The sequence below is a fragment of the Sorangium sp. So ce117 genome, assembly GCF_051524395.1.
In the GTDB taxonomy this organism is placed as follows: domain Bacteria; phylum Myxococcota_A; class Polyangia; order Polyangiales; family Polyangiaceae; genus Sorangium; species Sorangium cellulosum_B.
This window is the reverse complement of sequence record NZ_CP150309.1, coordinates 5,472,679-5,496,747: the sequence shown is the minus strand read 5'-3', so window position 1 is coordinate 5,496,747 and position 24,069 is coordinate 5,472,679. Positions and strand designations below refer to the sequence as shown.

General features: G+C 71.3%; 20 protein-coding genes. 5 read left to right on the top strand and 15 right to left on the bottom strand.

The features are described 5' to 3' along the window. Nucleotides 1-9: 9 nt before the first annotated feature. Nucleotides 10-996, bottom strand: a complete 987-nt coding sequence (dusB, locus tag WMF46_RS20475) for a tRNA dihydrouridine synthase DusB (RefSeq protein ID WP_437987141.1) — start codon at nt 994-996, stop codon at nt 10-12. Nucleotides 997-1,434: 438 nt separating this feature from the next. Between dusB and WMF46_RS20470 the strand changes: the two genes are divergently transcribed. Further along, a complete protein-coding gene (locus WMF46_RS20470) occupies nt 1,435-3,090 on the top strand; it encodes a serine/threonine-protein kinase (protein WP_437987140.1) in 1,656 nt (551 codons plus the stop codon). Between the two features lie 448 nt (nt 3,091-3,538). Here the strand turns inward: WMF46_RS20470 and WMF46_RS20465 are convergent, their stop codons facing one another. From WMF46_RS20465 to WMF46_RS20425, 9 genes are all read right to left on the bottom strand, one after another. Then, nucleotides 3,539-4,045 (bottom strand): hypothetical protein, encoded by a 507-nt coding sequence (locus WMF46_RS20465; RefSeq protein ID WP_437987139.1) that lies wholly within the window; start codon nt 4,043-4,045, stop codon nt 3,539-3,541. A gap of 924 nt (nt 4,046-4,969) precedes the next feature. Continuing rightward, nucleotides 4,970-6,034: a 3-isopropylmalate dehydrogenase gene (gene leuB, locus WMF46_RS20460; protein WP_437554146.1), complete on the bottom strand. Its 1,065-nt coding sequence runs from the start codon at nt 6,032-6,034 to the stop codon at nt 4,970-4,972. Next, entirely contained in the window at nt 6,031-7,677 is a 1,647-nt protein-coding gene (gene cimA / locus WMF46_RS20455; protein WP_437987138.1) for a citramalate synthase, read from the bottom strand. Before cimA ends, leuB begins: the two co-directional genes overlap by 4 nt. 83 nt (nt 7,678-7,760) lie before the next feature. Then, nucleotides 7,761-9,455: a 2-isopropylmalate synthase gene (locus WMF46_RS20450; protein ID WP_437987137.1), complete on the bottom strand. Its 1,695-nt coding sequence runs from the start codon at nt 9,453-9,455 to the stop codon at nt 7,761-7,763. A 34-nt stretch (nt 9,456-9,489) separates the two neighbouring features. Continuing rightward, complete coding sequence (gene ilvC / locus WMF46_RS20445; RefSeq protein WP_012236362.1) at nt 9,490-10,503, bottom strand: ketol-acid reductoisomerase; 1,014 nt, start codon at nt 10,501-10,503, stop codon at nt 9,490-9,492. 93 nt (nt 10,504-10,596) lie between these two features. Beyond that, nucleotides 10,597-11,145, bottom strand: coding sequence for an acetolactate synthase small subunit (gene ilvN, locus WMF46_RS20440; RefSeq protein WP_437282635.1), 549 nt, complete (start codon nt 11,143-11,145; stop codon nt 10,597-10,599). Nucleotides 11,146-11,282: 137 nt separating this feature from the next. Beyond that, on the bottom strand, nt 11,283-12,992 hold the full coding sequence (ilvB, locus tag WMF46_RS20435) for a biosynthetic-type acetolactate synthase large subunit (RefSeq protein ID WP_437554136.1): 1,710 nt from the start codon (nt 12,990-12,992) through the stop codon (nt 11,283-11,285). Nucleotides 12,993-13,085: 93 nt separating this feature from the next. Further along, complete coding sequence (locus tag WMF46_RS20430; RefSeq protein ID WP_437987136.1) at nt 13,086-13,538, bottom strand: hypothetical protein; 453 nt, start codon at nt 13,536-13,538, stop codon at nt 13,086-13,088. A gap of 106 nt (nt 13,539-13,644) precedes the next feature. Next, nucleotides 13,645-13,875 carry a hypothetical protein gene (locus tag WMF46_RS20425; protein WP_437554133.1) on the bottom strand — a complete coding sequence of 77 codons (231 nt, stop codon included), beginning with the start codon at nt 13,873-13,875 and terminating at the stop codon, nt 13,645-13,647. A 412-nt stretch (nt 13,876-14,287) separates the two neighbouring features. On the opposite strand from WMF46_RS20425, the gene WMF46_RS20420 reads away from it, so the two are divergent. From WMF46_RS20420 to WMF46_RS20405, 4 genes are all read left to right on the top strand, one after another. Further along, nucleotides 14,288-15,304, top strand: a complete 1,017-nt coding sequence (locus WMF46_RS20420; protein WP_437987135.1) for a hypothetical protein — start codon at nt 14,288-14,290, stop codon at nt 15,302-15,304. A gap of 147 nt (nt 15,305-15,451) precedes the next feature. Further along, nucleotides 15,452-16,912, top strand: a complete 1,461-nt coding sequence (locus WMF46_RS20415) for an amidase (protein WP_437987134.1) — start codon at nt 15,452-15,454, stop codon at nt 16,910-16,912. Between the two features lie 37 nt (nt 16,913-16,949). Further along, nucleotides 16,950-18,146: a saccharopine dehydrogenase family protein gene (locus WMF46_RS20410; protein WP_437987133.1), complete on the top strand. Its 1,197-nt coding sequence runs from the start codon at nt 16,950-16,952 to the stop codon at nt 18,144-18,146. A gap of 43 nt (nt 18,147-18,189) precedes the next feature. Next, nucleotides 18,190-18,774: a gamma-glutamylcyclotransferase gene (locus tag WMF46_RS20405; protein WP_437987132.1), complete on the top strand. Its 585-nt coding sequence runs from the start codon at nt 18,190-18,192 to the stop codon at nt 18,772-18,774. A gap of 19 nt (nt 18,775-18,793) precedes the next feature. On the opposite strand, the gene gyrA is transcribed toward WMF46_RS20405, so the two are convergent. The 5 genes from gyrA to WMF46_RS20380 all read right to left on the bottom strand — a co-directional run bounded on the left by gyrA (nt 18,794) and on the right by WMF46_RS20380 (nt 24,030). Next, nucleotides 18,794-21,424: a DNA gyrase subunit A gene (gene gyrA, locus WMF46_RS20400; protein WP_437987131.1), complete on the bottom strand. Its 2,631-nt coding sequence runs from the start codon at nt 21,422-21,424 to the stop codon at nt 18,794-18,796. A gap of 437 nt (nt 21,425-21,861) precedes the next feature. Further along, a complete protein-coding gene (locus tag WMF46_RS20395; RefSeq protein ID WP_437987130.1) occupies nt 21,862-22,437 on the bottom strand; it encodes a hypothetical protein in 576 nt (191 codons plus the stop codon). Between the two features lie 222 nt (nt 22,438-22,659). Beyond that, nucleotides 22,660-23,076 (bottom strand): HNH endonuclease, encoded by a 417-nt coding sequence (locus tag WMF46_RS20390; RefSeq protein ID WP_437987129.1) that lies wholly within the window; start codon nt 23,074-23,076, stop codon nt 22,660-22,662. Next, nucleotides 23,073-23,306 (bottom strand): hypothetical protein, encoded by a 234-nt coding sequence (locus tag WMF46_RS20385; RefSeq protein ID WP_044965251.1) that lies wholly within the window; start codon nt 23,304-23,306, stop codon nt 23,073-23,075. Before WMF46_RS20385 ends, WMF46_RS20390 begins: the two co-directional genes overlap by 4 nt. Nucleotides 23,307-23,385: 79 nt before the next feature. Then, a complete protein-coding gene (locus WMF46_RS20380; RefSeq protein WP_437987128.1) occupies nt 23,386-24,030 on the bottom strand; it encodes a hypothetical protein in 645 nt (214 codons plus the stop codon). Nucleotides 24,031-24,069: the final 39 nt, after the last annotated feature.

Genomic DNA, 24,069 nt, shown 5'->3' with positions numbered 1-24,069 from the left:
TGCCGCGCCTCAGGCCGCGAGCCGCTGCGCGGCGCTGTCGAGGATGTCGAGGCACCCCGACAGGCTGTCGCAGAAGAGCAGCTCGCGCCGGAGGGCCGACGCGCCGGGGAGGCCGCGGAGATAGCCGGTCAGGTGGCGCCGGGTCACGCGCACGCCGTGCGGCTCGCCGCGCGCCTCGGTGTTCGCGATGAGGTGCGCGCGGCACAGGGCGAGCCGCTCCTCGGCCGTCGGCGGCGCGAGGTGCACGCCGTCGTCGAGGAGGGCCCGGGCCTCGCGGAAGATCCAGGGGTGGTCGATGGCGGCGCGGCCGACCATCACGCCGGCGCAGCCCGTCTCGCGGAGGGCGCGGGCCGCGTCGTCGGCGGTCTTGATGTCGCCGTTCACCACGACAGGGATGGACACGACCTCGCGCGCCCGGGCGGCCCAGCTCCAGTCGGCCGCGCCGCTGTGCCCCATCTGGGCCGTGCGGCAGTGGATCGTGAGCGCGGCGACGCCGGTGTCCTCGAGGCGGCGCGCGAGGTCGACGATCGGCATATGGGACTCCGGCCCCCAGCCGATACGCGTCTTCACGGTGACCGGGAGCGCGACCGAGCGCGTCACGAGCCGGGCCATCGCCACCATCGCCTCCGGATCGCGGAGCCAGCCGGCGCCCGCGCCTCGTCCGGCGATCTTCGGCACCCAGCAGCCGCAGTTGATGTCCAGGAACGCCGGTCCGGCCTGCTCGGCGACGCGCGCGGCCTCGGCGAGGCGCTCCGGGTTGGCGCCGTAGATCTGGATCGCCGTCGGCTGATCGCCGTCGGCTAGGTCGAGCTTGCGCCGCGCGGTCTTGCACCCGCGCAGCAGCCCCTCGACGTTGACGAACTCCGTCACGCACAGCTCGGCGCCGAGCTCCCGGCCGATGCGGCGGAACACCGCGTCCGTCACGTCCTCCATGGGCGCGAGGACGACGGGGCGGCTTGCGAACAGCCGGCGAAAGCTTTCGGGCGAGAGCGGCACAGTGGCGAGCTTTCAAGCATGGATCCGGCCGGTTGACCAGGGCGACCGCCGCGGCCCGAGGCGTAAGGGGCCCGCTGAGCTCGAGCCCGCGGCGCCGAGGCGCGAGCGGCGCCTTTCGCCTGACCGGCGCCGCGGGCCGGCGGCCAAGGCGACGAGCGGGACCCCAGCCCCCAGCCGCCCCGGTCACCTCGCCGCGCCTCGGCGTCCCGCCACGGCGCTCCCCCGAGGCGCTGACAGGATTCATGACCTCACGGGCATGTGTGTGCACGGCGGACGAACACGGCATGTGGGGCGGCGAACGGTCATGTTGGTACGACATCCGGGGTGGGAGACGGCGGGCAGCGCAGCCCGGCATCGTGGCCGAGGAAACCTGCCGCACGAGAAGCCAACAACGCTCGCTTGACGTTCGGCGTGGCTCTGGCGACCCTCGAGATTGCCATGAAGCGTGCGCTGCTCCGAGAGGCTCTCCGCGCTGAGCGCTCGGCCGCGGCGCGCACGCTCAGAGAGCGCGAGACTCGCCCGCTCGGCACGCGGCGCAGCGCGCCGGGCGCCCACGACACGGAGGGCGTCCGTCGCGCGGTCCGCCGCGCTTTCCGGGTCGCGCTCTGGATATGGCCGGCGTTCACGCTTGTCGACGTGTTCATGGCGACCGTGCTGTACCCCGCGGCGCCGGTATGGCGCTGCATCGTCCTGCGCGTCGTCGAGCAGGCGCTCTCCCTCGCCGTGTACCGGCTCTCGGGGCGCCCGACGCTCTCGGGGCGCGTCGTGCTCCTCGGGTACGAGGCCGCGTTCCTCACCGCCGCGATCTTCATCTCGCTGATGGCGCTCGATTTCGGCGGCTTGACGAGCGCGTACATGCACGGGCTCTCCATCGTCGTGCTGCTCCGCACGGCGCTCGTGCCCGCGCCGTTCAGCAAGGCCCTCCTCGCCTCCGCGGCGATGTTCCTCGCCTTCCCGGCGACGATGGGCATCGCCGCGATCTTCTCCCCGTCCATCCAGGCGGCGTGGCTCGATCCGACGACGCTGCTCACGGCCGCGAGCCATTACATCTTCGTCCCTGCCTCGGGGGTGATCGGGGCGCTGTCGAGCCACGTCGTGTGGGCCGCGCAGCAGCAGGTTTATCAGGCGCGCAAGCTGGGCAGGTACCGGCTCGAGGCGCCGATCGGCAAAGGGGGGATGAGCGAGGTCTGGCTCGCGTGGGACGAGACGCTCCACCGCGACGTCGCCCTCAAGCTCCTGAGGACGCGGGACGCGCCGGACCCGGCGGTGCCGAAGCGCTTCGAGCAAGAGGCGCACGCGGCGAGCAAGCTCAGCGATCCGCACACCATCCGGATCTTCGACTTCGGAGCGAGCGACGACGGCATCTACTACATCGCCATGGAGCACCTGCGCGGGGCCGATCTCGCCGCGATCGTGCGCAGCTACGGCCCCATGCCCGTGGCGCGCGCCCTACGCTTCGCCCTGCAGGCCTGCCGCTCGCTCATCGAGGCGCACGAGGCTGGGATCATCCACCGGGACATCAAGCCGCAGAACCTCTTCGTCACCCGCGTTGGCGACGATCACGACTTCCTCAAGCTGCTCGACTTCGGCGTCGCGCGGATGGTCGAGGGCGGCCGCGACGCCGAGCTCACGAACAGCGGCATGCTCTGCGGGACGCCCGCCTACATGGCACCGGAGGTGTGTCGCGGCGATCGCGCGGATGCGCGCAGCGACATCTACTCGCTCGGGGGCACGCTCTACTTCCTGCTCACCGGGGAGCTGCCGTTCGAGGGCTCGTCGTCGGGGCAGCTCTTCGTCGCCCACATGACGAAGGCGCCCCTCGCGCCGTCGGTGCGGCGCGGCCCGACCGTCCCTCGCGCGGTCGACCGCCTCGTCCTGCGGTGCCTCGCCAAGGACCCGCGCCACCGTTTCCAGAGCGCGCGGGCGCTGTCCGATGCGCTCCTCCCGCTGCTCGACGAGTCTGCCTGGACCGCGGCCGACGCGGAGCGCTTCTGGGTGACCGAGCGCGCGGAGAAGCTCGGCCGCCCGGAAGCGCCGCCCGAGCGCCCCACCGGGGCGCGCGGGGGCTCGACGCGGACGGCCTCCGCTCGATAGAGCCAGCGCGCCGTCGCGCCGCTGCCGGCCACCGCGCGCGATATCGACGCCGCATGGTGGCAGCACATCGAAACGGATCGGAAACACAAGAGAAGCTCCGGTTCAGGATCATCCTCTAGGGCGTCACGTGATGGTGCTACATGAGGACTCGCTTCCTCGTAAGCCGCGTCCCGAGCCTCGCCGAGGCCGACGCCTGACCTCGGGGTACCCCGGACCGCTCGCAGACCCGTGCGGGCGATCCGGGGGCACCGTGGTGGCGGTCGAGGCTCCCTCCGCGGCCGCGTGAGGGACCCTCGACCTGGTCAGAGCGCCCGAAGCTTCATCGCCCGCTCATGACCCCTTGCCAGCGTCCCGCCGTGGCGAGGACCGAGCCGCGGCGGCGCCGCGCCAGGGGCGCGGAGCGGGCGTCAACAGGGCCTTCTCACGCGAACCGTGCTAGCGCGGCGTCCTACCAGCCGCAGCCGCCGCCCCAGCCGCCGCCCCAGCCGCCGCCCCAGCCGCCGCAGCCACCGCCCCAGCCGCCCCACCAGGGCCGGAAGCCCCAGCCGCCGCCCCACCAAGGCCGGAAGCCCCAGCCGCCACCCCAGCCCCAGGGCCGGAAGCCCCAGCCGCCGCCCCACCAGCGCGCCGCATCGGGCTTCTCGCCGACGCCCTCCTCGCCAGTCGGGGTCGCCGAGCCGGGGTCCACGGCGCCGACATCGGGCGCGCCGGGGGCCGGCGCGCTGGCGCTTGCTGCGCTGGGGTCCGTGGCACTCTCGTCCATCGCCGGATTCGCGCTCGACTCCTGATCAGCGGAGTCCGTCTCTTCGGCCTGGAACGCCTGCTTCGCCTCGTCGGTCTCGCTCATCACGTCGTCGGTGGGCGCGTCCGACGTCGTCGCCTCGGCCATGCAACCGGCCGCGGAGAGGGCCGTCGAGAGGGCGATGAGCGATGCGAACTTCGTCAATTGGCTCATGTTCCCGTTCTCCTGTGCACATCAATCCATGTCGAATGGAGTCATCGCCCGTCATGGCGACGAGCTTTGACACGCGGGGACCTGAGATCCCCCGCCGCACGATCATGTGTGGTGTTCGGGAGGTGATGTCGATTACCGCAGAAAGGACACCTGAGACACCATGGACGCTTTCTGCGGGGCCGTGCGCGCCGCGAGGGAAGCGTCACGCGCTCCTTCCGGGAGAGAGCGAGCCGCGGCCGCCCGGGAGAGCGCAAGCCTCGGCTGCGCGGCGCTCGCCGGCCTCCCACGTGCTCCGGGGGCCGCGCGCGCTCTTCGCAGATGCAGGGCGCCGGACGCAGCGCCGTCGCTCTGGTTGGCCAGCGCAGAGGGGCGCAAGCGCGCCGGACTGCGATGCTGGCGAGGACCGGGCGCGGGAGGGCCTGCCCTTATGAGGCTCCGGGAGTGGTGCCTAGAATGCGAACAGCTCGATCAACGGAGATGAATCGGATGGCGCGGAGCACCCAGGCGTCGGCCGCGAGCGTGGCGTCGCGCGGCGAAGGATGCTTCATGACGGCTCGCGCGATCGTGTCGTCCGCCAGGATCTCCAGCGTGAAGGGTGATGGGAGAGATCCGCGCGACTGCGTCTCCGGAGCACATGCTCCCGCGGTTCGCACAGGAGATCGTCAGGGCCACCATCGGACCCGTCCACGACGCATTCCGTCCCGTCCTGGTCGATGGCCGGGTGCGAAGAGCGATGGATTCGAGCGAGGAAAGCGGTGGACTGGACAGCCTGGGAGCAATGCGCAGGAGCGGCCCGCGAAGGGGCCTTGTGTCCACGCGTCGATGGCCGTGCAGGGAAGGGGGCGAGAAGAGCGCGATCGCGCCGTCGAATGCGGGCTGCGAGCCCCGGTGAGGGGCTCGTCCGGGGCCGCCTGGAGGGAGCGCTCAGCCCGCGAGCTTCGCGCGGACCGCCTCGCCCATCCCCTGGGTCGACAGCTTGCCGCCGAGGTCCGCCGTCCGTGCGCCGCCGGCGATGGCCTGCGCCACCGCGCGCTCGAGCACGGCTGCCTCCTTGTCGAGCCGCAGCGAGTGCCGGAGCAGCATCGCGGCGCTCAAGATCGTCCCGATCGGGTTGGCGAGCCCCTTGCCGGCGATGTCGGGCGCCGAGCCATGGATCGGCTCGTAGACCCCGCGCGTCCCATCGCCCAGCGACGCGCTCGGGCAGAGCCCCAGCGAGCCGGCGAGCACGGCGGCCTCGTCGGTCAGGATGTCGCCGAACATGTTCTCGGTGACGATGACGTCGAACGCCGCGGCCGCGGTGATGAGCCGCATCGCGCACGAGTCGACGAGCTGGTGCTCGATGCGGATCTCCGGGTGGCGGGCGGCGACCTCGGTCGCCACCGTGCGCCAGAGCCGCGACGACTCGAGGACGTTCGCCTTGTCGACGGACGTGACGAGGCGTCTGCGCGACGACGCGAGGCGGAACGCGAGCTCGACGACGCGCTGGATCTCCTCGTCCGTGTACTCGAGCGTGTCGACCGCGCGCCGGCGCCCGTTCACCTCCTCACGGAGGCGCGGCTTGCCGAAGTAGAGCCCGCCCGTCAGCTCACGGACGACCAGGATGTCGACGTCCGCGAGCCGCTCTGCCTTGAGGGGAGAGGCCTGGATGAGCTCGGGGAACAGGCGGATCGGCCGCAGGTTGGCGTACAGGCCGAGCCCCTGGCGCAGCGCGAGCAGCCCCTGCTCGGGGCGGACGCTCGCGCTCGGGTTGTCCCACTTGGGGCCGCCGACGGCGCCGAGCAGGACGGCGTCCGCCGCGCGGCACGCGTCGAGCGTCTCCTGCGTCAGCGCCGTGCCGGTCGCGTCGATGGCGCACCCGCCGATGAGGTGCTCCGAGTAGCTGAAGCTGTGGCCGAACTGGGCGGCGACAGCGTCGAGGGTGGCGCGGGTTTCGGCGACCACTTCGACGCCGATGCCGTCGCCGGGCAAAAGAACGATATTGGCCTTCATGCGACCTCGCTGGCAGGCAACGTGGATGTGTACTGCTGTGGCTCTCTCGCTGCGAACGTGAGCCCATACTCGATCCCGTCCGCGAGCGCATGCCACGACGCATCGATGATGTTCGTCGACGCGCCGACGGTGCTCCACTGGCGGTGCGCGTCGCGGCTGTTGATGAGCACGCGCGTCGTCGCCGAGGTGCCGTCGCGCCCGTCGAGGATACGCACCTTGTAGTCGACGAGCTGGATGTCACGCACGGCCGGGAACACGGGCGCGAGCGCCTTGCGGAGCGCGCCGTCGAGCGCGTTGACGGGGCCGGACCCCTCGGCTGCCGTGATCACCACCTCGTCGTCGACCGCGATCTTGATCATCGCCTCGGCGAAGGTGCCGACGCCCTCGCGCTGGCCCGCGATGACCTTGAAGTCGAGCAGCCGGAACGGCGGCTTGTAGCCCGGCGCGCTCCGGCGGAGCAGCAGCGCGACGGACGCCTCGGCCGCCTCGAACGACGAGCCGCGCGCCTCGCGCTCCTTGATCTGCTCCAGCACCTCGACCTCGGCGCCCGTCGGCACCTCGAGCCCGAACTCCTCGGCCTTGCTGAGGAGGTTGCCGCGGCCCGACAGCTCGCTGACCACGGTCCGCATCGCGTTGCCGACGAGCGCGGGATCGATGTGCTGGTAGGACGCAGGCTCGCGCCGCATCGCCGCGACGTGCACGCCGCCCTTGTGCGCGAAGGCGCTCCGCCCGACGTAGGCCATGTGATCGTCGGGGGAGAGGTTCGCCACCTCGGCGACGTAGTGCGAGAGCTCGGTGAGCCCGCGGAGCGCCCCCTCCGGGAGCGCCCGGAGGTCGAGCTTCAGCTCCAGGTTCGGGATGATCGCGCAGAGGTTCGCGTTCCCGCAGCGCTCGCCGTAGCCGTTGATGGTGCCCTGGACGTGGCGGGCGCCCGCGCGCACGGCGGCGATCGAGTTGGCGACCGCGCACTCGCCGTCGTTGTGGGCGTGGATGCCGAGCGGGTGGCCCAGCGCCGCCTTCATCTCGGCCACGACCGCCTCGATCTGCCAGGGCATCGACCCGCCGTTCGTGTCGCAGAGCGTGACCACCTCCGCCCCGCCGCGCACGGCGGCGCGAAGCGTCTCGGTCGCGTACGACCGGTCGAGCGCGAACCCGTCGAAGAAGTGCTCGGCGTCGTAGATCACGCGGCGGCCGTGCGCGCGCAGGAAGGCGATGGTCTCCTCGATCATCCGGAGGTTCTCGTCGAGCGTCGTGCGAAGCACCGCCGTCACGTGCTGGACCGAGCTCTTGCCGAAGATCGTGCAGACGCTCGTCCCGGCGGCGAGCAGCGCGCGCAGCCCGGGGTCGTCCTCGGGGGCCAGCGAGGCCCGGCGCGTCGAGCCGAACGCGGCGATCTTCGCGTGCTTCCACTCGATGTCCTTCGCCCGCTCGAAGAACTGCGCGTCCTTCGGGTTTGAGCCGGGCCACCCGCCCTCGATGAAGGTCAGTCCGAACGCGTCGAGGTGGCGCGCGATGCTCAGCTTGTCCTCGCACGCGAGCGAGATGCCCTCGCGCTGGGTGCCGTCCCGTAGCGTGGTGTCGTAGACGTCGACGCGGTCCGAGGGGCGGGCGCCCTGCTCCGCGCCGTTATGAGGCGGATTCATAAGGTTCGACTTCCTTGTGCAGCGAGATCGGGTCGCCGAGCTCATCGCCCCCCTGGGGGGCCTCCTGCGCTCGGCGCACGGCCCTACCTCGCGGTCTCGACGGCGGCGCCGTGGCCGCTCTGGTTGCTCTCTGACGCCGCCGCGTCGTCCTTGGGCTCGACGCCGTAGGTCGCGAGGAGCCGGTTCAGGGCGGTGAGGTACGCCTTCGCGCTGGCCACCAGGATGTCGGTGTCAGCGCCGTGGCCGTGGAAGACGCGCGCCGCGGCGTCGTGCTGCGGGTGCCGCTTGCTCGGCGTCGCGTCCGCCCGGACGCGGACGCTCACCTCGCCGAGCGCGTCGATGCCCTCGGTCACCGCGTGCACCGAGAACTCGAGGAGGCTGCTCGGCACGCGGACGATCTCGTCGATCGCCCGGTAGGCGGCGTCCACCGGTCCGGTGCCGATCGCGGCGCGGACGTGCAGCGCCCCGTCCGGCCCGCGGAGGCGGACGGTGGCGGTGGGCATGCCCGTGGTCCCGCAGGCGACCTGGAGCGCGTCGAGCGTGTAGAGATCGTCGGCCTGCGCCCGCGTGGTCGAGACGATCGCCTCGATGTCGGGATCGGTGACGTGCTTCCTCTTGTCCGCGAGCGCCTTGAAGCTGGCGAACGCCGCCGCGAGCTGGGCCTCGTCGAGGTGATAGCCGAGCTCCTCCAGCCGGTTGCGGAGCGCGTGCCTGCCCGAGTGCTTGCCGAGGACGAGCCGGGTCTGCGTCACCCCGACCATCTCCGGCCGCATGATCTCGTACGTCTCCTGGTGCTTCAGCATCCCGTCCTGGTGGATGCCGGACTCGTGCGCGAAGGCGTTGGCGCCGACGATCGCCTTGTTCGGCTGGACGTTGAAGCCCGTGGCCGCGCTGACGAGGCGGCTCACGGTGGCGATCTGGGTCGTGTCGATCCCGGTGCGCAGCCCGAAGACGGCCCGGCGCGTGGCGAGCGCCATGACGATCTCCTCGAGCGCGGTGTTGCCGGCGCGCTCGCCGATGCCGTTGATGGTCACCTCGGCCTGGCGCGCGCCCGCGCGGATGCCCTCCAGCGCGTTGGCCGTCGCGAGCCCGAGGTCGTTGTGGCAGTGGACCGAGACGATGGCGCGGTCGATCCCCGGGACGTTCTTGCGGATCCCGGCGATGAGCGCGCCGAACTCGCTCGGGATGGTGTACCCGACGGTGTCCGGGATGTTGAGCGTGGTGGCCCCGGCGGCGATCGCGGCCTCGAGCACCTGGTAGAGGAACTCCGGCTCGCTCCGGCCGGCGTCCTCGGGGCTGAACTCCACGTCGGCGCACAGGTCGCGCGCATAGGCGACCATGGCCCGCACGCGGTCGAGCACCTCGGCCCGGGTCATCCGGAGCTTGTGCTTGAGGTGGATGTCGCTCGTGGCGAGGAAGGTGTGGATCCGGGGGTGCGCGGCCCGGGCGACGCCCTCCCACGCCTTGTCGATGTCGACCTTGGTGGCGCGGGCGAGGGCGCAGATGATCGGCGGGGTCGCGGCGGGGCGGCCGGGGACCGCGGCCGCGCCCACGCGCTCGGCGATCGTCTGGACGGCGAGCAGATCGTCGGGGGAAGCGGCGGGGAAGCCCGTCTCGATGACGTCGACGCCGAGCTTCGCCAGCGCGAGCGCGATCTCGAGCTTCTCCGACGATGTCATCGTCGCGCCCGGCGACTGCTCGCCGTCGCGCAGCGTCGTGTCGAAGATGCGGACGTAATCGGACGGGGGCATCGCTTGATTCGCAATCATCTCAGGCATGGTGTTCTCCGCCGCCTCCCACGAGTGGAGAGGCTCAGTCGCCGGGCTTGATGGTGACGGGATCGATGAACGGCATCATCTTGCGCAGGTTGGCGCCCACGATCTCGAGCCGCTGCTCCCGCTCCTTCGCCCGCGTCGCCTCGAACTTCGGCCGGCCCGCCTCGTTCTCCGCGATCCACTTGCGCGCGAACTCGCCGCTCTGGATCTCGGCGAGGATGCGCTTCATCTCCTCGCGCGTCTTGTCGGTGATGACCCGCGGGCCCGACACGTAGTCGCCGTGCTCGGCGGTGTCGCTGATCGAGTACCGCATGTAGTTGAGGCCGCCGCGGTACATGAGGTCGACGATGAGCTTGAGCTCATGCAGACACTCGAAGTACGCGATCTCCGGCTGGTAGCCGGCGTTGACGAGCGTCTCGAAGCCGGCCTTCACGAGCTCGCTCGCGCCGCCGCAGAGCACCGCCTGCTCGCCGAAGAGGTCGGTCTCGGTCTCCTCCGCGAACGTCGTGAGGAGCACCCCGGCGCGCGTCGCGCCGATGCCCTTCGCGTAGGCGAGCGCCTGGGCCTCCGCCTTGCCGCTCGCGTCCTGGTGGACGGCGAGGAGGGCCGGGACGCCGCCGCCGGCCTCGAACGTCTCGCGCACCCGGTGGCCGGGGCCCTTCGGGGCGATCATCGACACGTCGACCGACGGGGGGGGCGTGATCGTGTTGAAGCGGATGTTGAACCCGTGCGCGAACATGAGCGTCTTGCCCGGGCCGAGGTGCGGCGCGATCTGCTCGTTGTAGATGCGCGCCTGCGACGTGTCGGGGGCGAGGATCATGATGACGTCGGCGGCCTTCGCGGCCTCGGACACCGTGGCCACCTGCAGCCCTGCGGCCTGCGCCTTGGGCCGGCTCTTGCTGCCCTCGGGCAGGGCGACGATCACCGTGACGCCGCTGTCGCGCAGGTTCAGCGCGTGCGCGTGCCCCTGGGAGCCATAGCCCACGATCGCGACCTTCTTGCTCTGGATGAGCGAAAGATCCGCGTCGTTATCGTAAAAAATCTTAGCCATCTCTCTCTCCTTACAACCGGGACCCGCACCTCGCGGCTCCCGTCCTTCACGTCGTTCACGTCTCGCGCGCGCTATTTACACCGTCTTGCGCCGTCAGGAGGCGCCGTTCTCGGCCGTGCGCACGGGGATCGAGTCGAACCTGGCCTCGGCCTCCTCGGCGCCGCGGGTCATCACGATCATCCCGGTCCGCACCATCTCGATGATCCCGAACGGGCGGAGCACCTCGAGCAGGCCCTCGATCTTGTCGCCGGTCCCGGTGATCTCGATGGTCAGCGCCTCGGGGGCGACATCGACGGTGCGCGCGCGGAACACCTCGCAGAGCTGGAGCACCTGGGCCCGGCTCGCCGCGTCCGCCTTCACCTTGATGAGCGCGAGATCACGCGCGACCGAGGCGGTGTGGGTGACGTCCCGGACCCAGAGGGTGTTGACCAGCTTGTAGAGGTTCGCCTCCAGGCGCCGCGCCCCGTCCTCGTCCGCCTCGAGGACCAGGGTCAGGCGCGAGATCCCGGCGATGTGGGTGCGCCCGACGCTCAGCGACTCGATGTTGTAGGCGCGCCGCCGGAAGAGGGACGCGACGCGGTTGAGCACGCCGGGGCGGTCTTCGACGTAGGCGATGAACGTGCGCAGGATGGGTCGATCCATGGATGCCTCTTGAAAGTCCCTCTTGTCTGTGGTGCGCCCGGCTCCGGCCGCGGCGCGCTCGGGCGCGCCCCGCCCGTCCGACGGGCGCACGCTCACGCTGGAGCGCGCGCCCAGGGCGCGTGGGTCTGCTGGCGCGTTCACGGGTCCTCCCCGGTCTCCACGATGGGGCTCGGGCGCCGGATCATGTCGTTCAGGTCGGCGCCGGCGGGGACCATCGGATAGACGCTATCCTCCTGCTCCACGCGGAAGTCGACGACCACGGTGCCCGGCGTGGCGCGGGCGCGCTCCACGGCCGCGGCGATCTCCTCGCGCTTCGTGACGCGGATGCCGGTCAGCCCGTGGGCCTCGGCGAGCTTCACGAAATCCGGGCTGCGCATCGGGGTCGCCGAGTAGCGCCGGTTGTAGAAGAACTCCTGCCACTGCCGCACCATGCCGAGGTAGCCGTTGTTGATGACGGCCACGTGGACCTTGAGCCCCTCCTGCGCGCAGGTCGAGAGCTCGCACGCGGTCATCTGGAAGCCGCCGTCGCCCACGACGACCCAGATCTCGTCCTCCGGCTTCGCGAAGCGCGCGCCGATCGCCGCCGGCAGGGAGAAGCCCATCGTGCCGAGCCCGCCGGAGGTGATGAGCTTCCGCGGGTGATCGTGCTTGTAGTACTGCGCTTCCCACATCTGGTGCTGGCCGACGTCGGTTACCACAAGCGCCTTGCCGTCGGTGAGCCGCCAGAGGTCGTGCATCACGTGCGCGGCGTACAATTTGTCGTTGTACGGCAATTGTTGAATGTCACGGACCGCCGAGTCGCCCTTCAGCAGGTTGATGCGCTCGACCCACGGGCCCCGGTTGCGCTGCTTGCACCCGGGGATGAGCGACAGCAGCGTGTCCCGGACGTCGCCGATCAGGCCGACATCGATCTTGACATTCTTGTTGATCTCGGAACGGTCGATCTCGACGTGGATCTTCTTCGCCTTCACGGCGTAGGTCTTGAGGTTGCCGGTCACGCGGTCGTCGAAGCGCATCCCGAGCGCGATGAGGAGGTCGGCCTCCTGGATGGCGGTGTTCACCCACGCCTCGCCGTGCATCCCCATCATGCCGAGGCTGAGGGGGTGTGTCGCCGGGAAGCCGCCGAGGCCGAGCAGCGTGGAGGCGACGGGGATCCCCGTCTTCTCCACGAAGGCGAGGAGCTCGCGCGTCGCCTCGGCCCTGACGATGCCCTGACCGGCCAGGATGAGCGGCCGCTCGGCCTCGTCGATGAGGTCGATCGCCTTCTCGATGTCCGTCTGGACGGCGTGGTGCGAGGGGCGGTAGCCGGGCAAGCGGACCTCACCCTTCGGCGGCTCGAAGTCGATCGACGCCTGCTGGGCGTCCTTGGTGATGTCCACGAGCACAGGGCCCGGCCGGCCCGAGCGTGCGATGTAGAACGCCTCGCGGAGGGCAGGGGCGATGTCCCGGACGTCGGTCACGAGGTAGTTGTGCTTGGTGATGGGCAGGGTGACGCCCGTGATGTCCGTCTCCTGGAACGCGTCGGTCCCGAGCAGCTTGGACGGCACCTGCCCGGTGATACAGACGATAGGTGAGGAGTCGAGCATCGCCGTCGCGATCCCGGTGACGAGGTTCGTCGCGCCCGGCCCCGAGGTGGCGACGCACACGCCGACCTTGCCCGAGGCGCGGGCGTACCCGTCTGCCATGTGCGCTGCGCCCTGCTCGTGCCGGACGAGCACATGGCGGATCGGGTAACCGAGGATCGTGTCGTAGGCGGGCATGATCGCGCCGCCCGGATAGCCAAAGACCACGTCCACGCCTTCGCGGACGAGGACTTCCCAGATAATCTGTGCACCGGTTCGTTTCATAATTCCCGACTCCATCGAGTCACGCGGGTGAAGGTGGGGCCCATGGGGGCGCCTTGGCCGCGGGGTTCCGCCGTTTCTCAGAGGCTCAGCAACTTAGGCGATCGCGCGCTGCAGATCCTCCCGAGGGCCGCCGCCGCTGCTCTCCTCGCGGCGGAGCGCGTCGAGCACCCTGCGCGCGTCGTCGAGCGACACGACGCGCGAGCTGCCCGGCGCGCTCGCCGGCTTGGCGCGCTGATCCGCGTGCTGGTTTACGTCGGAGCGCGCGGAGGGCGGGTCAGCATGGAACTCGAACGAGGCCTCCGCGGCGTCGCCGTGCGGGCGCGCGCCCTTGAGGTGCGTCGAGGACCGCTGGGGCGCGCGGACGGCGCTCCCGCTGGCTCGGGCGCGGATCTCATCGACGAGCGCCTCGAACTCCTCTCGCACGGCGCTCGACGCGACGGGCACCCCACATCCCGCGGCGACGAGCTCGGCGAGCTCTGCGATGCGCTGGCCGACGGCCTCGATCGAGGCGTCCTCCCGATTTTTCCTCGAATGTTCCTTGCTCACCTGATCCTCCTTCGACGACGGCTGCTCTCCGTGAACCCTCAGGCCGAAAAAAACGAAAGCCCCCGGACCATCTCGGTGCGGGGGCCTATCTCCATGCTGTCTCAGCTCAGAGCGGCGGCCCGCAACCGTTCCCGACGCGAATCAGCCCGACGACGTCAACTAGGCTGATGAGCGCAGGAATGGCTAGGCCCGCTAGGAGCCCGACGGACACGCCGCCTTCGACGACGACGAACGAACGCGCCGTCGAGGACGCCAACGAAGCATTGTGCACAACCTTCTCAGCGAGGGTCCCATCGCCGGAGGCGTGGGCGCTGGCGGTGTACATCGACTTCTGCATGGCGTAGATGCTTCTACCCTACAGAGCTGCTGCGTCGCGTCAAGTTGTTTCTTTACAGATCGCTTGTTTCTGCGGCATTTCGTGCAGTTTTTTGTTCGAGCGCGCGCACGTGAACCGCGTGATGTTCAGCACGGACCGGCGCTGTCCGGGAGGTCGGTCTGCGGTGGATCGAACGGCGATGCACTGCGCTCGATGTGCACGGATGCGTCGCTCGATCGCGACGCCGGGCGAGTCGAGCGAGGCGCGCCGAGCGCGTCGCGTGGAGCGCGCGCAAGCGAGGGCGCGGCCAGGATGCTGGGGTGCCAGGGGAGAGGTGCGCAAACACCGGACGTCGGCTCATGCGCCCCCGAAGTGCAGACTGCTGTCTTGAACTGACTGCCGCTAGATCGCGCGACACACCCATGAACCCGGCATGCAAGCGCATCGCGTCGCGCAGGCGCGCCCTGCCGATCGGACGGTCTCGCCCTGGGGTCTGAAGCGCCGCCGCGTGGCCTCTCTCGGCACGGTGGGGCTCCTCGCGCTGAGCGGCGCCGCCGCGGCCCGCGCCGATCCTGCGCAGCCAGGGGATCCCACGGCGCTCGCCGGTGCACAGCCCGCGCGGCCGTCGCTTCCACCCGCGCCGCCTGCGCAGCCACCTGCTGCGCCGGAGCGGCCCGCCGCCGCGGCGCCCCGGACGCAACCGAGGGCGGCCGCCAACTTCAGCACGTTCCTCGAGCTCCGGGACGATTACTCGAGCGGCAAGAACGGCTTCTTCAACGCAGCGGTGCTCCGGGGGGACTACGCCTTCACCAGGACGTTCTCGCTGCGCGCAGACCTGCCGCTCGCGTACGCCGGCGACATCGAGGGCCGGCGCGACGCGGGGCTCGGCGACATCCTGATCCGGCCGCTCGTCCGCGTTGTGGGCACGCCGCGGTTCGCGCTGGTCGTCGGCACGGATCTCGTCCTCGACTCGGCGACGAAGCGCGCGCTCGGCGCGGGAAAGAACCAGGTGGCGCCCCTCGTCCAGGCGTACTTCCGCGTGGCGCGGCCCGCGCGGCTCGGGGCCCAGCTGCAGCACGCGGTGTCGTTCGGCGGCGACCCGGGGCGGAACCCCATCCAGAAGTCGACGATCAGGGAATTCGCGATCATCGAGCTGCCGCATGGGTTCTGGGTGAGCCCGGACCAGGCGTTCTCGATCGACCACCGCGGCGCGCACCGCGTCGTGTCGACGAGCGTGCTGGAGGTCGGCGCAGAGCTCAGCGAACGGGTGCAGGTGTACGTGGATCCCGGCATCCAGGTCGATGACCGGGGGGCGGTCGACTGGCTTGTCACCGGGGCGGTGCGGTGGGCCTTCCCGCAGCGAGCGCGGGCGCGCGCGGTCGCCGCCGCGCCGGTGCAGCGCGCGGGTACGGAGCAGGCCGCGGGCGCGGGGCAGGCCACGGAGGAGTAGGCGGCTCGCGCCTCCGGCGTCCAAAAGGACGCCCGGCGAGGGCCGCGCGCGGCTCGCGCCCGGGATGGGGCGGGGGCGATCGACGGATCCGGGGTGGCGGACCCTTGACCTGGGTCGTCGTCCCGAGCCTGATCCTCGGTCGCACGCATGCTGTCACGAGATCCGCTGCTCCTGCTCTCCGCGACCCGGCTCGCCGCGCTGATCCGCGAACGCGCCGTGACGTCGGCCGAGGTCGTGGAGGCCCATATCCGGCACATCGAGCGCGTGAACCCGACGCTCAACGCGATGGTTGCGGACCGGTTCGAGGCCGCCCGCGCCGAGGCGCGCGCGGCCGATGCTCTCCTCGAACAGGGTGGGCCCGCGGGCGCGCCGCCGTTCCTCGGCGTCCCGTGCTCCATCAAGGAGAGCTTCGCCGTCGCCGGCATGCCGAACTCCGCGGGGCTCGTCGCCCGCGCCGGCGTGCGCGCAGAGGAGGACGCTGTGACGGTCACGCGCCTGCGCGCGGCCGGCTTCATCCCGCTCGGCGTCACCAACGTGTCGGAGCTCTGCATGTGGATGGAGACGAACAACCGGCTCTACGGCCGGACGAACAACCCCTATGACCCGGCGCGCACCGCGGGCGGCAGCTCGGGCGGGGAGGCCGCGGTGGTCGGCGCGGGCGGCGCGCCGGTCGGGCTCGGCTCGGACATCGGCGGATCCATCCGCATGCCCGCGTTCTTCAACGGCGTCTTCGGCCACAAGCCGACCGGGGGGCTCGTGCCGACCTCGGGCCAGTTCCCGCTGCCGGGCGAGCGGGGGCTCCGCTTCATGACGACGGGGCCGATCGCTCGGCGCGCCGAGGATCTCATGCCGGTGCTCCGCATCCTCGCCGGCCCCGACGCGCGCGATCCGGGCTGTGCGCCGCTGCCGCTCGGCGATCCGGCCTCCGTCGATCTCGGCACGCTGACGGTGCTCTCCGTCGAGCACGACGGCGTGCGCCGGGTGAGCGCCGATCTCGTGGCCGCGCAGCGGAGGGCGGCGGAGGCGCTCGCCGCCTGCGGGGCGAGGGTGATCGAGGCGAGGGTCGATCTCCTCGCGCGGGCGCTCGACATCTGGACGGCGATGGTGGGCACGTCCGGGGGCGTCACGTTCCGGGCGTTGCTCGGTGATGGCCGCCCGGTCAGCCTGCCGCGCGAGCTCGCCCGCTGGTCGGTCCGCCGCTCGCCGCACACGCTGCCGGCGCTGGGGCTCGCGTTGCTCGAGGACGTCGGCGGGCTGCTGCCGGCGCGCGTCGAGCGCGCCCTGGAGCTCGGCAAGGCGCTGCGCGCCGAGCTCGTGTCGCGCATCGGCGAGCAGGGCGTGATGCTCTACCCGTCCTATCCGAGCCCCGCGCCGCGGCACTACGCGCCGCTCCTGCCGCCCTTCCAGTGGACCTACACCGCGGTGCTCAACGTCATGGAGATGCCGGCGACGCAGGTGCCGCTGGGCCTCAACGGCGAGGGGCTGCCGCTCGGCGTCCAGGTGGCGGCGATCCACGGCAACGATCACGTGACGATCGCCGTGGCGGAGCACCTGGAGCGCTCGTTCGGCGGCTGGGTGCCGCCGTCGCTCTCGTGGTGCCGGCGCTGACGTTCCCGCCCGCGGTCGTGGTATCAAGGCTGCCCCCATGACCAGCGACCGCGCGTACGACGTGATCGTCTTCGGAGCGACCGGCTTCACCGGTCGCCTCGTCGCCGAGTATCTCGCCACCAAGGGCAAGGACGCCTCTGCCCGCGGCGCAGAAGAGCGGCCCATCCGCTGGGCGATCGCTGGCCGGAACGCGGGGCGCCTCGCCGAGGTGAAGGCGGCGATGGAGGCGATCGATCCGGCGTGCTCCTCGCTGGGCGTCATCGAGGCGGCGTCGGACGACGCGGCGTCGCTCGAGCGCATGGCCCGGCAGGCGCGCGTCGTCATCACGACGGTCGGCCCTTACACGGCGCTCGGCGAGCCGCTCGTCGAGGCGTGCATCCGCGCGGGCACCGACTACGCGGATCTCACCGGCGAGCCCGGGTTCGTCGACCGCCTCATCGAGCGCCACCACGAGGCTGCCCGCGCGCGGGGCGTGAGGATCGTCAACTGCTGCGGCTTCGACAGCATCCCGCACGACCTCGGGGTGCTCTTCACGGTGACGAAGCTCCCCGCGGGCGAGCCGATCGTGGTGGAGGGCATCGTGCGCGCGCACGCCAGCTTCTCCGGCGGCACCTGGCAGTCGCTGCTCGAGATCATGGCGCGCCCCGGCCCCAGGAAGGGCGCCGCGCGCGGCGACGACGCGCACGGCGCGCGCAGGGTGCGGGGGCTCAAGACGCGCATCCGCTATGAGAAGGGGCTGCGCGCGTGGCTCTGCCCGATGCCCAGCATCGATCCGCTCGTCGTGCTGCGGAGCGCGCGGGAGCTCGACGCCTACGGCCCCGACTTCCAGTACAGCCACAACGTGCAGGTCAAGTCCGGGCTGCAGCTCGTGATGGGGATCGCCGGCTTCGGCGCGGTCACGGCGCTGGCCAAGGTGGGACCGGCGCGGGAGCTGCTCCGCAAGGTGCGGAGTCCGGGGGAGGGGCCGAGCGCGGAGGAGCGGGCGCGCAGCTGGTTCCAGGTGACCTTCCAGGGGAAGAGCGCATCGCGCAAGGTGGTGACGCGGGTGAGCGGCGGCGATCCCGGTTACTCGGAGACGGCCAAGATGGTGGCAGAGTCGGCGCTCTGCATGGCGTTCGACCGCGAGCGGCTGCCGGCGCGCGCCGGGGTCATCACGCCGGTCGTCGCGATGGGGGAGCGGCTCATCGAGCGGCTTCAGGCTGCGGGGATCCGGTTCGAGCTGCTCGAGGGGTGAGCTGCGGCGGCTGACGGCCGGCGCGGTTTGGTACAATCGCCCCGTGCACCGCGAGACGTGGATCTTCGGTTACGGCTCGTTGATCTGGCGGCCTGCCTTCCGCTTCGAGCAGATGGTGCCCGGGTACATCACGGGGTGGGCCCGCCGCTTCTGGCAGGGGTCCACCGATCATCGGGGCGTCCCCGGGGCGCCCGGGCGGGTGGTCACGTTGATTCCGTCACCTGGCGCGCGCTGCTGGGGGATGGCTTATCGCGTTGGCGTGGCCGAGCTCGACGAGGTGCTTCGCGCGCTGGACCACCGCGAGAAGGGCGGCTATGCGCGCCACGACGTGCCGCTCCACCTGGCGGACGGGGCGGCGGCGCGCGCGGAGATCACGGCCCGATCGGCCATCGTGTACCTGGCCACGCCTGATAACCCCGATTATCTGGGCGCCGCGCCGCTCCCCGAGATTGCCGCTCAGGTGCTTGCGTCGCACGGCCCGAGCGGCTCGAACGTCGAGTATGTCCTTCAGCTCGCCGACGCGCTCGTGGCGATGGGCGCCCACGACGAGCACGTGACCGAGCTAGCGGCCCTCGTCGGCCATCGAGCTCCCCGTCCGGTCGAGCCGACAACCACCGTAGGCCCCTAGCTCCGCGCCCGGTCGACCTCTAGTTGACCTCGCCGACCTCGCTGCTCCCGTTCCCGCCCGCGTGATCCGCGACCCCGTTGGTCCCGTCCGCGCCCGCACCCGGCGGCGTCGACCCGCCCTCCTCGGCCTCGGCCGCGTCCGCCGCGAAGGCCTCGACGGCGACGACCCGCTCGTCCTGGCCGACGTGCATGATCCGCACGCCCTGCGCGTTGCGCCCCGTCTCGCGGATCTCGCTCGTCTTGGTGCGGATCATCTGCCCGCGATCGGTCACGATCAGCACCTCGTCGCTCGGGCTCACCATGGCGACGCCCACGACCGGCCCGTTCCGCTCGCTCGCGTCGATGAGGATGACGCCCTTGCCGCCGCGGCTCTGGAGCCGGAACTCCTCGAGCGGCGTCTGCTTGCCGTACCCGCGCTCGCACACCGCGAGCACCCGGTCGCGCCCGTCGCCGCTCACGCCGAGGCCCACCACCACGTCGCCCTCGTCGAGCTCGATGCCCTTCACGCCCATCGTCGCGCGGCCCGTCGGGCGCACCTGATCCTCGGGGAAGCGGATGCTCATCCCGCTCCGCGTCGCGATCACGAGCTCGCGCTTGCCGTCGGTGAGCGCCGCCGTGAAGAGCTGATCGCCCTCCTCGATCCGCACGCCGATGATCCCCTTGTCCCGGTAGTTCTCGTACTCGTTGAGCGCCGTCTTCTTGATCTGCCCGCGGCGGGTCAGCGTCACCACGAACGTCTCGCCGTCGAAGCTAGGCACCGGCGTGATCGCCGCGACCTTCTCCCCCGGCTCCATCCCGACGAAGTTCACGATCGCCCGGCCCTTCGCGTTCCGAGGCGCCTGCGGGATCTCGTAGACCTTCTTGACGAAGACCTTGCCCTTGTCGCTGAAGAAGAAGACGTACGAGTGCGTCGACGCCACGAAGAGCTGGCTCACCCAGTCCTCCTCGCGCGCCTCCATCCCGACCATCCCCTTGCCGCCGCGGCGCTGCGCCCGGTACGTCGAGGTCGGCGTCCGCTTCAGGTAGCCGGCGTGCGAGATGGTCACGACCATGTCCTCTTCCTGGATCAGGTCCTCCATCTGGATCTCGGCCTCGGCCGGCACGATCTCGGTGCGCCGCTTGTCGCCGAAGCGCTCCTTGATCTCCTCGAGCTCCATCACGATCACGTTCATGAGCAGCCCCATGTCGGCCAGGATCGCCCGGAGCCGCTCGATGGTCTGCGACAGCTCGCCGTACTCCTTCGCGAGCTTCTCCCGCTCGAGGCCGGTCAGGCGCGACAGCCGCATCTCGAGGATCGCCTTGGCCTGCCGCTCCGACAGGAAGTAGTCGCCGCGCGTGTCGGCCTCGGCGCACTCGGGCTCCGGCCGGCCGGCCCGCCGGAGGAACTCGCCGAGCCCCCGGAGCGGCAGCTTCTGCAGGTTCTCCCGCGCGTCGTCCGGATCGTTCGAGGCCCGGATCGTCGCGACGATGCGATCGATGTCGCTCGTCGCCATCCCGAGCCCCTCGACGAGCTCGCGCTGCGCCTCGGCCTGCCGGAGCTCGAACCGACAGCGCCGCGTCACGACCTCGCGCCGGTGCTCGATGAAGTGCGAGAGCGTGTCCTTCAGGCTCAGCACCGCGGGGCGGCCGTTCGCGATCGACAGGTTGATGACGCCGAACGTCGCCTGGAGGTCCGTCAGCCGGTAGAGCTGGTTGACGACCACCTGCGGGAAGATGTCCTTCTTCAGCTCGATGACGATCCGCATCCCCTCGCGGTCGCTCTCGTCGCGCACCTCGCTGATCCCCTCGATGCGCTTCTCCTTCATGCACTCGGCGATCTTCGCGACCAGCCGGGCCTTGTTCACCTGGTAGGGGATCTCGGTGAAGACGATCTGCTCGCGGTCGCCCTTCATCGTCTTCTCGACCTGGTGGCGCCCGCGCATCGTGATCGAGCCGCGGCCGGTCGTGTACGCCTGCACGATCCCGCTCTTGCCGTAGATGAGGCCGCCGGTCGGGAAATCGGGGCCCGGGACGAGGTGGAGCAGCTCCTCCAGGGTGATGTCGGGGTTGCGGATGATGGCGATCGTCGCGTCGATGATCTCGCCGAGGTTGTGCGGCGGGATGTTCGTCGCCATGCCGACGGCGATGCCGCCGGAGCCGTTCACCAGGAGCTGCGGGAACTTCGCCGGCAGGACGCTCGGCTCGAGCTCCGAGTCGTCGTAGTTCGGGACGAAGTCGACAGTGTCCTTGTCGAGATCGGCGAGCAGCTCGACGGCCATCCGCGACAGGCGCGACTCCGTGTACCGCATGGCCGCGGGCGAGTCGCCGTCGACCGAGCCGTAGTTGCCCTGCCCGTCGATGAGCGGGTAGCGCAGGCTGAAGGTCTGCCCCATCCGGACGAGCGCGTCGTAGACCGCGAGATCGCCGTGCGGGTGGTACTTGCCGAGGACGTCTCCGACGACGCGCGCGCACTTCTTGTGCGAGCCGGAGGGGCCGATCTTCTGCTCGTTCATCGAGTAGAGGATCCGGCGGTGCACCGGCTTCAGGCCGTCGCGCACGTCCGGGATCGCGCGGCCGATGATCACGCTCATCGCGTAGTCGAGGTAGCTCGTCCGGAGCTCGTCCTGGATGCTGACCGGAACCTTCTGCTGGATGTTCGACGTCTCTTCCATGGGGGACCTGCACCCGAGGCGCGGGGGGCGGGCGCGGCGCGCGCTCGGCCCCCGTCGTAGAGGCCCATCCCAGCGCGGCTCGAGCGTCGAGCGGAGCAGCAGAAGCGGCCCTGACCTCGAACGACGAGCGACGAGGTGGAGTCCGGCCTTCGCCGCCCGCCCTATGACCCACGCTGTTCAGGGGATGCGACGGATGCGTTCAGGTACTCCAAGGGGCAGGCCGGCGCAAAGGGTTTGCCGGCCTCAGAGGGCGTTCCTTCCCGCGTGCGGCGGGCGCGGATCGCGGCCTGCCGCTGGCTCCTCGGCGGACGCCGCGAGGCGCCGGTGAGGGCGCATCAGGGGGCCGGACAGCGGGCGGGATCGCGGGAGCGTCCTGGGCGGGGGCGCTGGACAGCGCGGCGGGAGCGTGAGGCGGCGCAACGGGAGCGCCGGAAGGGTCAGGGCTCGACGCGGGTGGGCTTGGCGCACGTCCGGACGACGATTTCCACGTCCTTCTCTGCCACGATCGAGCCGGCGCCGCCCGGGGGGTCGGGGTCGGTGCCGGGGCACTCCCACGTCCAGGTCGGGTCGGCCTTGTCACCGTTGGGGAGCAGCATTTCGGGGTTCCCGGAGGTCTCGCCACCCTTGGGCGTGAGCTGATCGGCGAGCTCCCCCCCGTAGCCGTCGATCCTGACCGTGTACTCGTGCCCCTCGACGACGGAGGTGAACGACACGCTCCACGCACAGGAGATTGGCGGCGACGAGGCGAGGGGGGACGGCCCGCCCTCCGCGCTGTTGTCGGTGAGCGTGGCGACATAGCTGCGGATGGCCTCCGGCTCGTCCGAGCCCGAGCACTGGACGTCGCCGCCCAGGAAGGCGAGCGGGTCGATGGTCACCGACGTCCCGAGCTGCAGGTCGTCGTCGCTGTTGGACCCGTCGGCGCAGGCCGTGAGCGCGAGGACGGCGAGCGCCAGGGCGCACCGGCCGGCCCGGGGTCGCGGGGAGCGCCCGCGCGCGCGATCCGCGGCGAACAAGGTTCCGAAACCAGCTCGAGCTCGGCCCATCGGCAGGGGGCACTAGTCCAAGCCGGGGAACGGCGCCACATGAAACGCGGGCCAGCTGCGCGGGCGCGGCGCGCGGCCGAGCGAGGCCCGCCAGAGGGGACGCCGCTGGCGGCGGCGCTCGCGGGCGAGCTGCCGGATGCGCCGCTCGCGCTCGTGAGGCGGTGATGAGCTCGCGGAAGCTGCGGGCGCCCTCTACGGGAATCGACCCCGCAACGCCTCTTCACGTCGAATCTCGATGACGAGAGGCCGATTCATCCGGAGCAGCGCGACCGTGGCGCGGCCTGTCGGTGTCTTCCCGGCGATCGACAGCTCGCCTGTGACGTCGAAGTGGTCTTCCCAGCGACCCCAGCGAGGGTGGAAGAGGCTCGGGTGGTCGCCCGTGGTCGGGTCCTCTCCATGGGTCCGCGCTCCCTTGCGCAGGGAGCACGACACACAAGCGAGCGCCAGGTTCTCCAGGGCGGTCAGGCCACCTGCGTGCCGTGGCTGGATGTGATCGACATGGAACGTGGCCTCCTGGCTGACCTGGGAGAGCCGGCAATACTCGCATCGATCGGCAGCACGCCTGCGGACGCGACGCTGGAGCGCCGCGGGCACGCCGTCGCCGCTCATCGCGTCAGCGCAGGCTCCTTCCGCGATGCGCGGAGGCGCAGCAAGCTGAGCAGCTCGGCGAGATCGACGAGCCCCTCGGCTTCGATGGCCTCATCCGCCGATAGCTTCTCCCCGCGATCCTGCTTGTCCAGGAGCGCCTGCAGCCTGCGATCGACCCCCGCCGGGAGGCGGAGCTGTGCGAGATCGGAAGGGAGCTCCACATCAACGTGGACTGTTGCCGGCGTAGCCATCGTCGAAGTCCTCCCTGAACCTAGCAGGTTGGTGCGAGGTGGGCGATCCCTCAGTCCGAGGGAGCTTCCCGCAGCTGTATCAGGGACCGCCGGAGCCGCCGTTGCCCGCGCTGCCACCGCCGGAGCCGCCGCCGGAGACATCGCTGCCGCCGCCGTTGCCCGCGCTGCTGCCGCCGGAGCCGCCGCTGCCCGCGTTGCCAGAGCTGCCGCTGCCGGCGCCGCCGCCGTTCGGGGCGACGAACGCACAGGCTTCGAGCGCCTCTGCCAGCGCGGTGATCACCTTGCAGGGGGTGATCGCGCGGTCCACGCCCGCGGCGAGCGGCGCCGCAGAGCACTCCGCCATGGACGCGACCTTGGCGCTGGCGCAGGCGCGCGCCTCGCCGACGGCGGCAACGCAGGCATCGACCTCGACGGTCGTCGGCTCTGCCACGGTCTGGCCGCCGCCGGCGCCGTTCTCGAAGCCGTGCAGGCACTGGTCCCAGTAGAACTCGACGCAGGTGTTCACCCGCTCTTCGGCGTCCCCGGAGCCGATCCACTCCGGGCACACGGCGGCCGCCTCGCACCGGGCCTGCTCGATCCGCCGGCAGGCGTCGACGCCCACAGCGTCGTTGCCGCAGCTCGGCGCTGTGATGATGGTCACGCCGAGGCCGAGCAACGCGGCCGCGGCCCAGGGCGCGGAACTCCGCCTCGCGGCGGAGAGGACGGCGAGCGCAGACGAACCCACCCGGCGGAGCTACCACGCGGCCGCCGGAGGCGTCGAGTT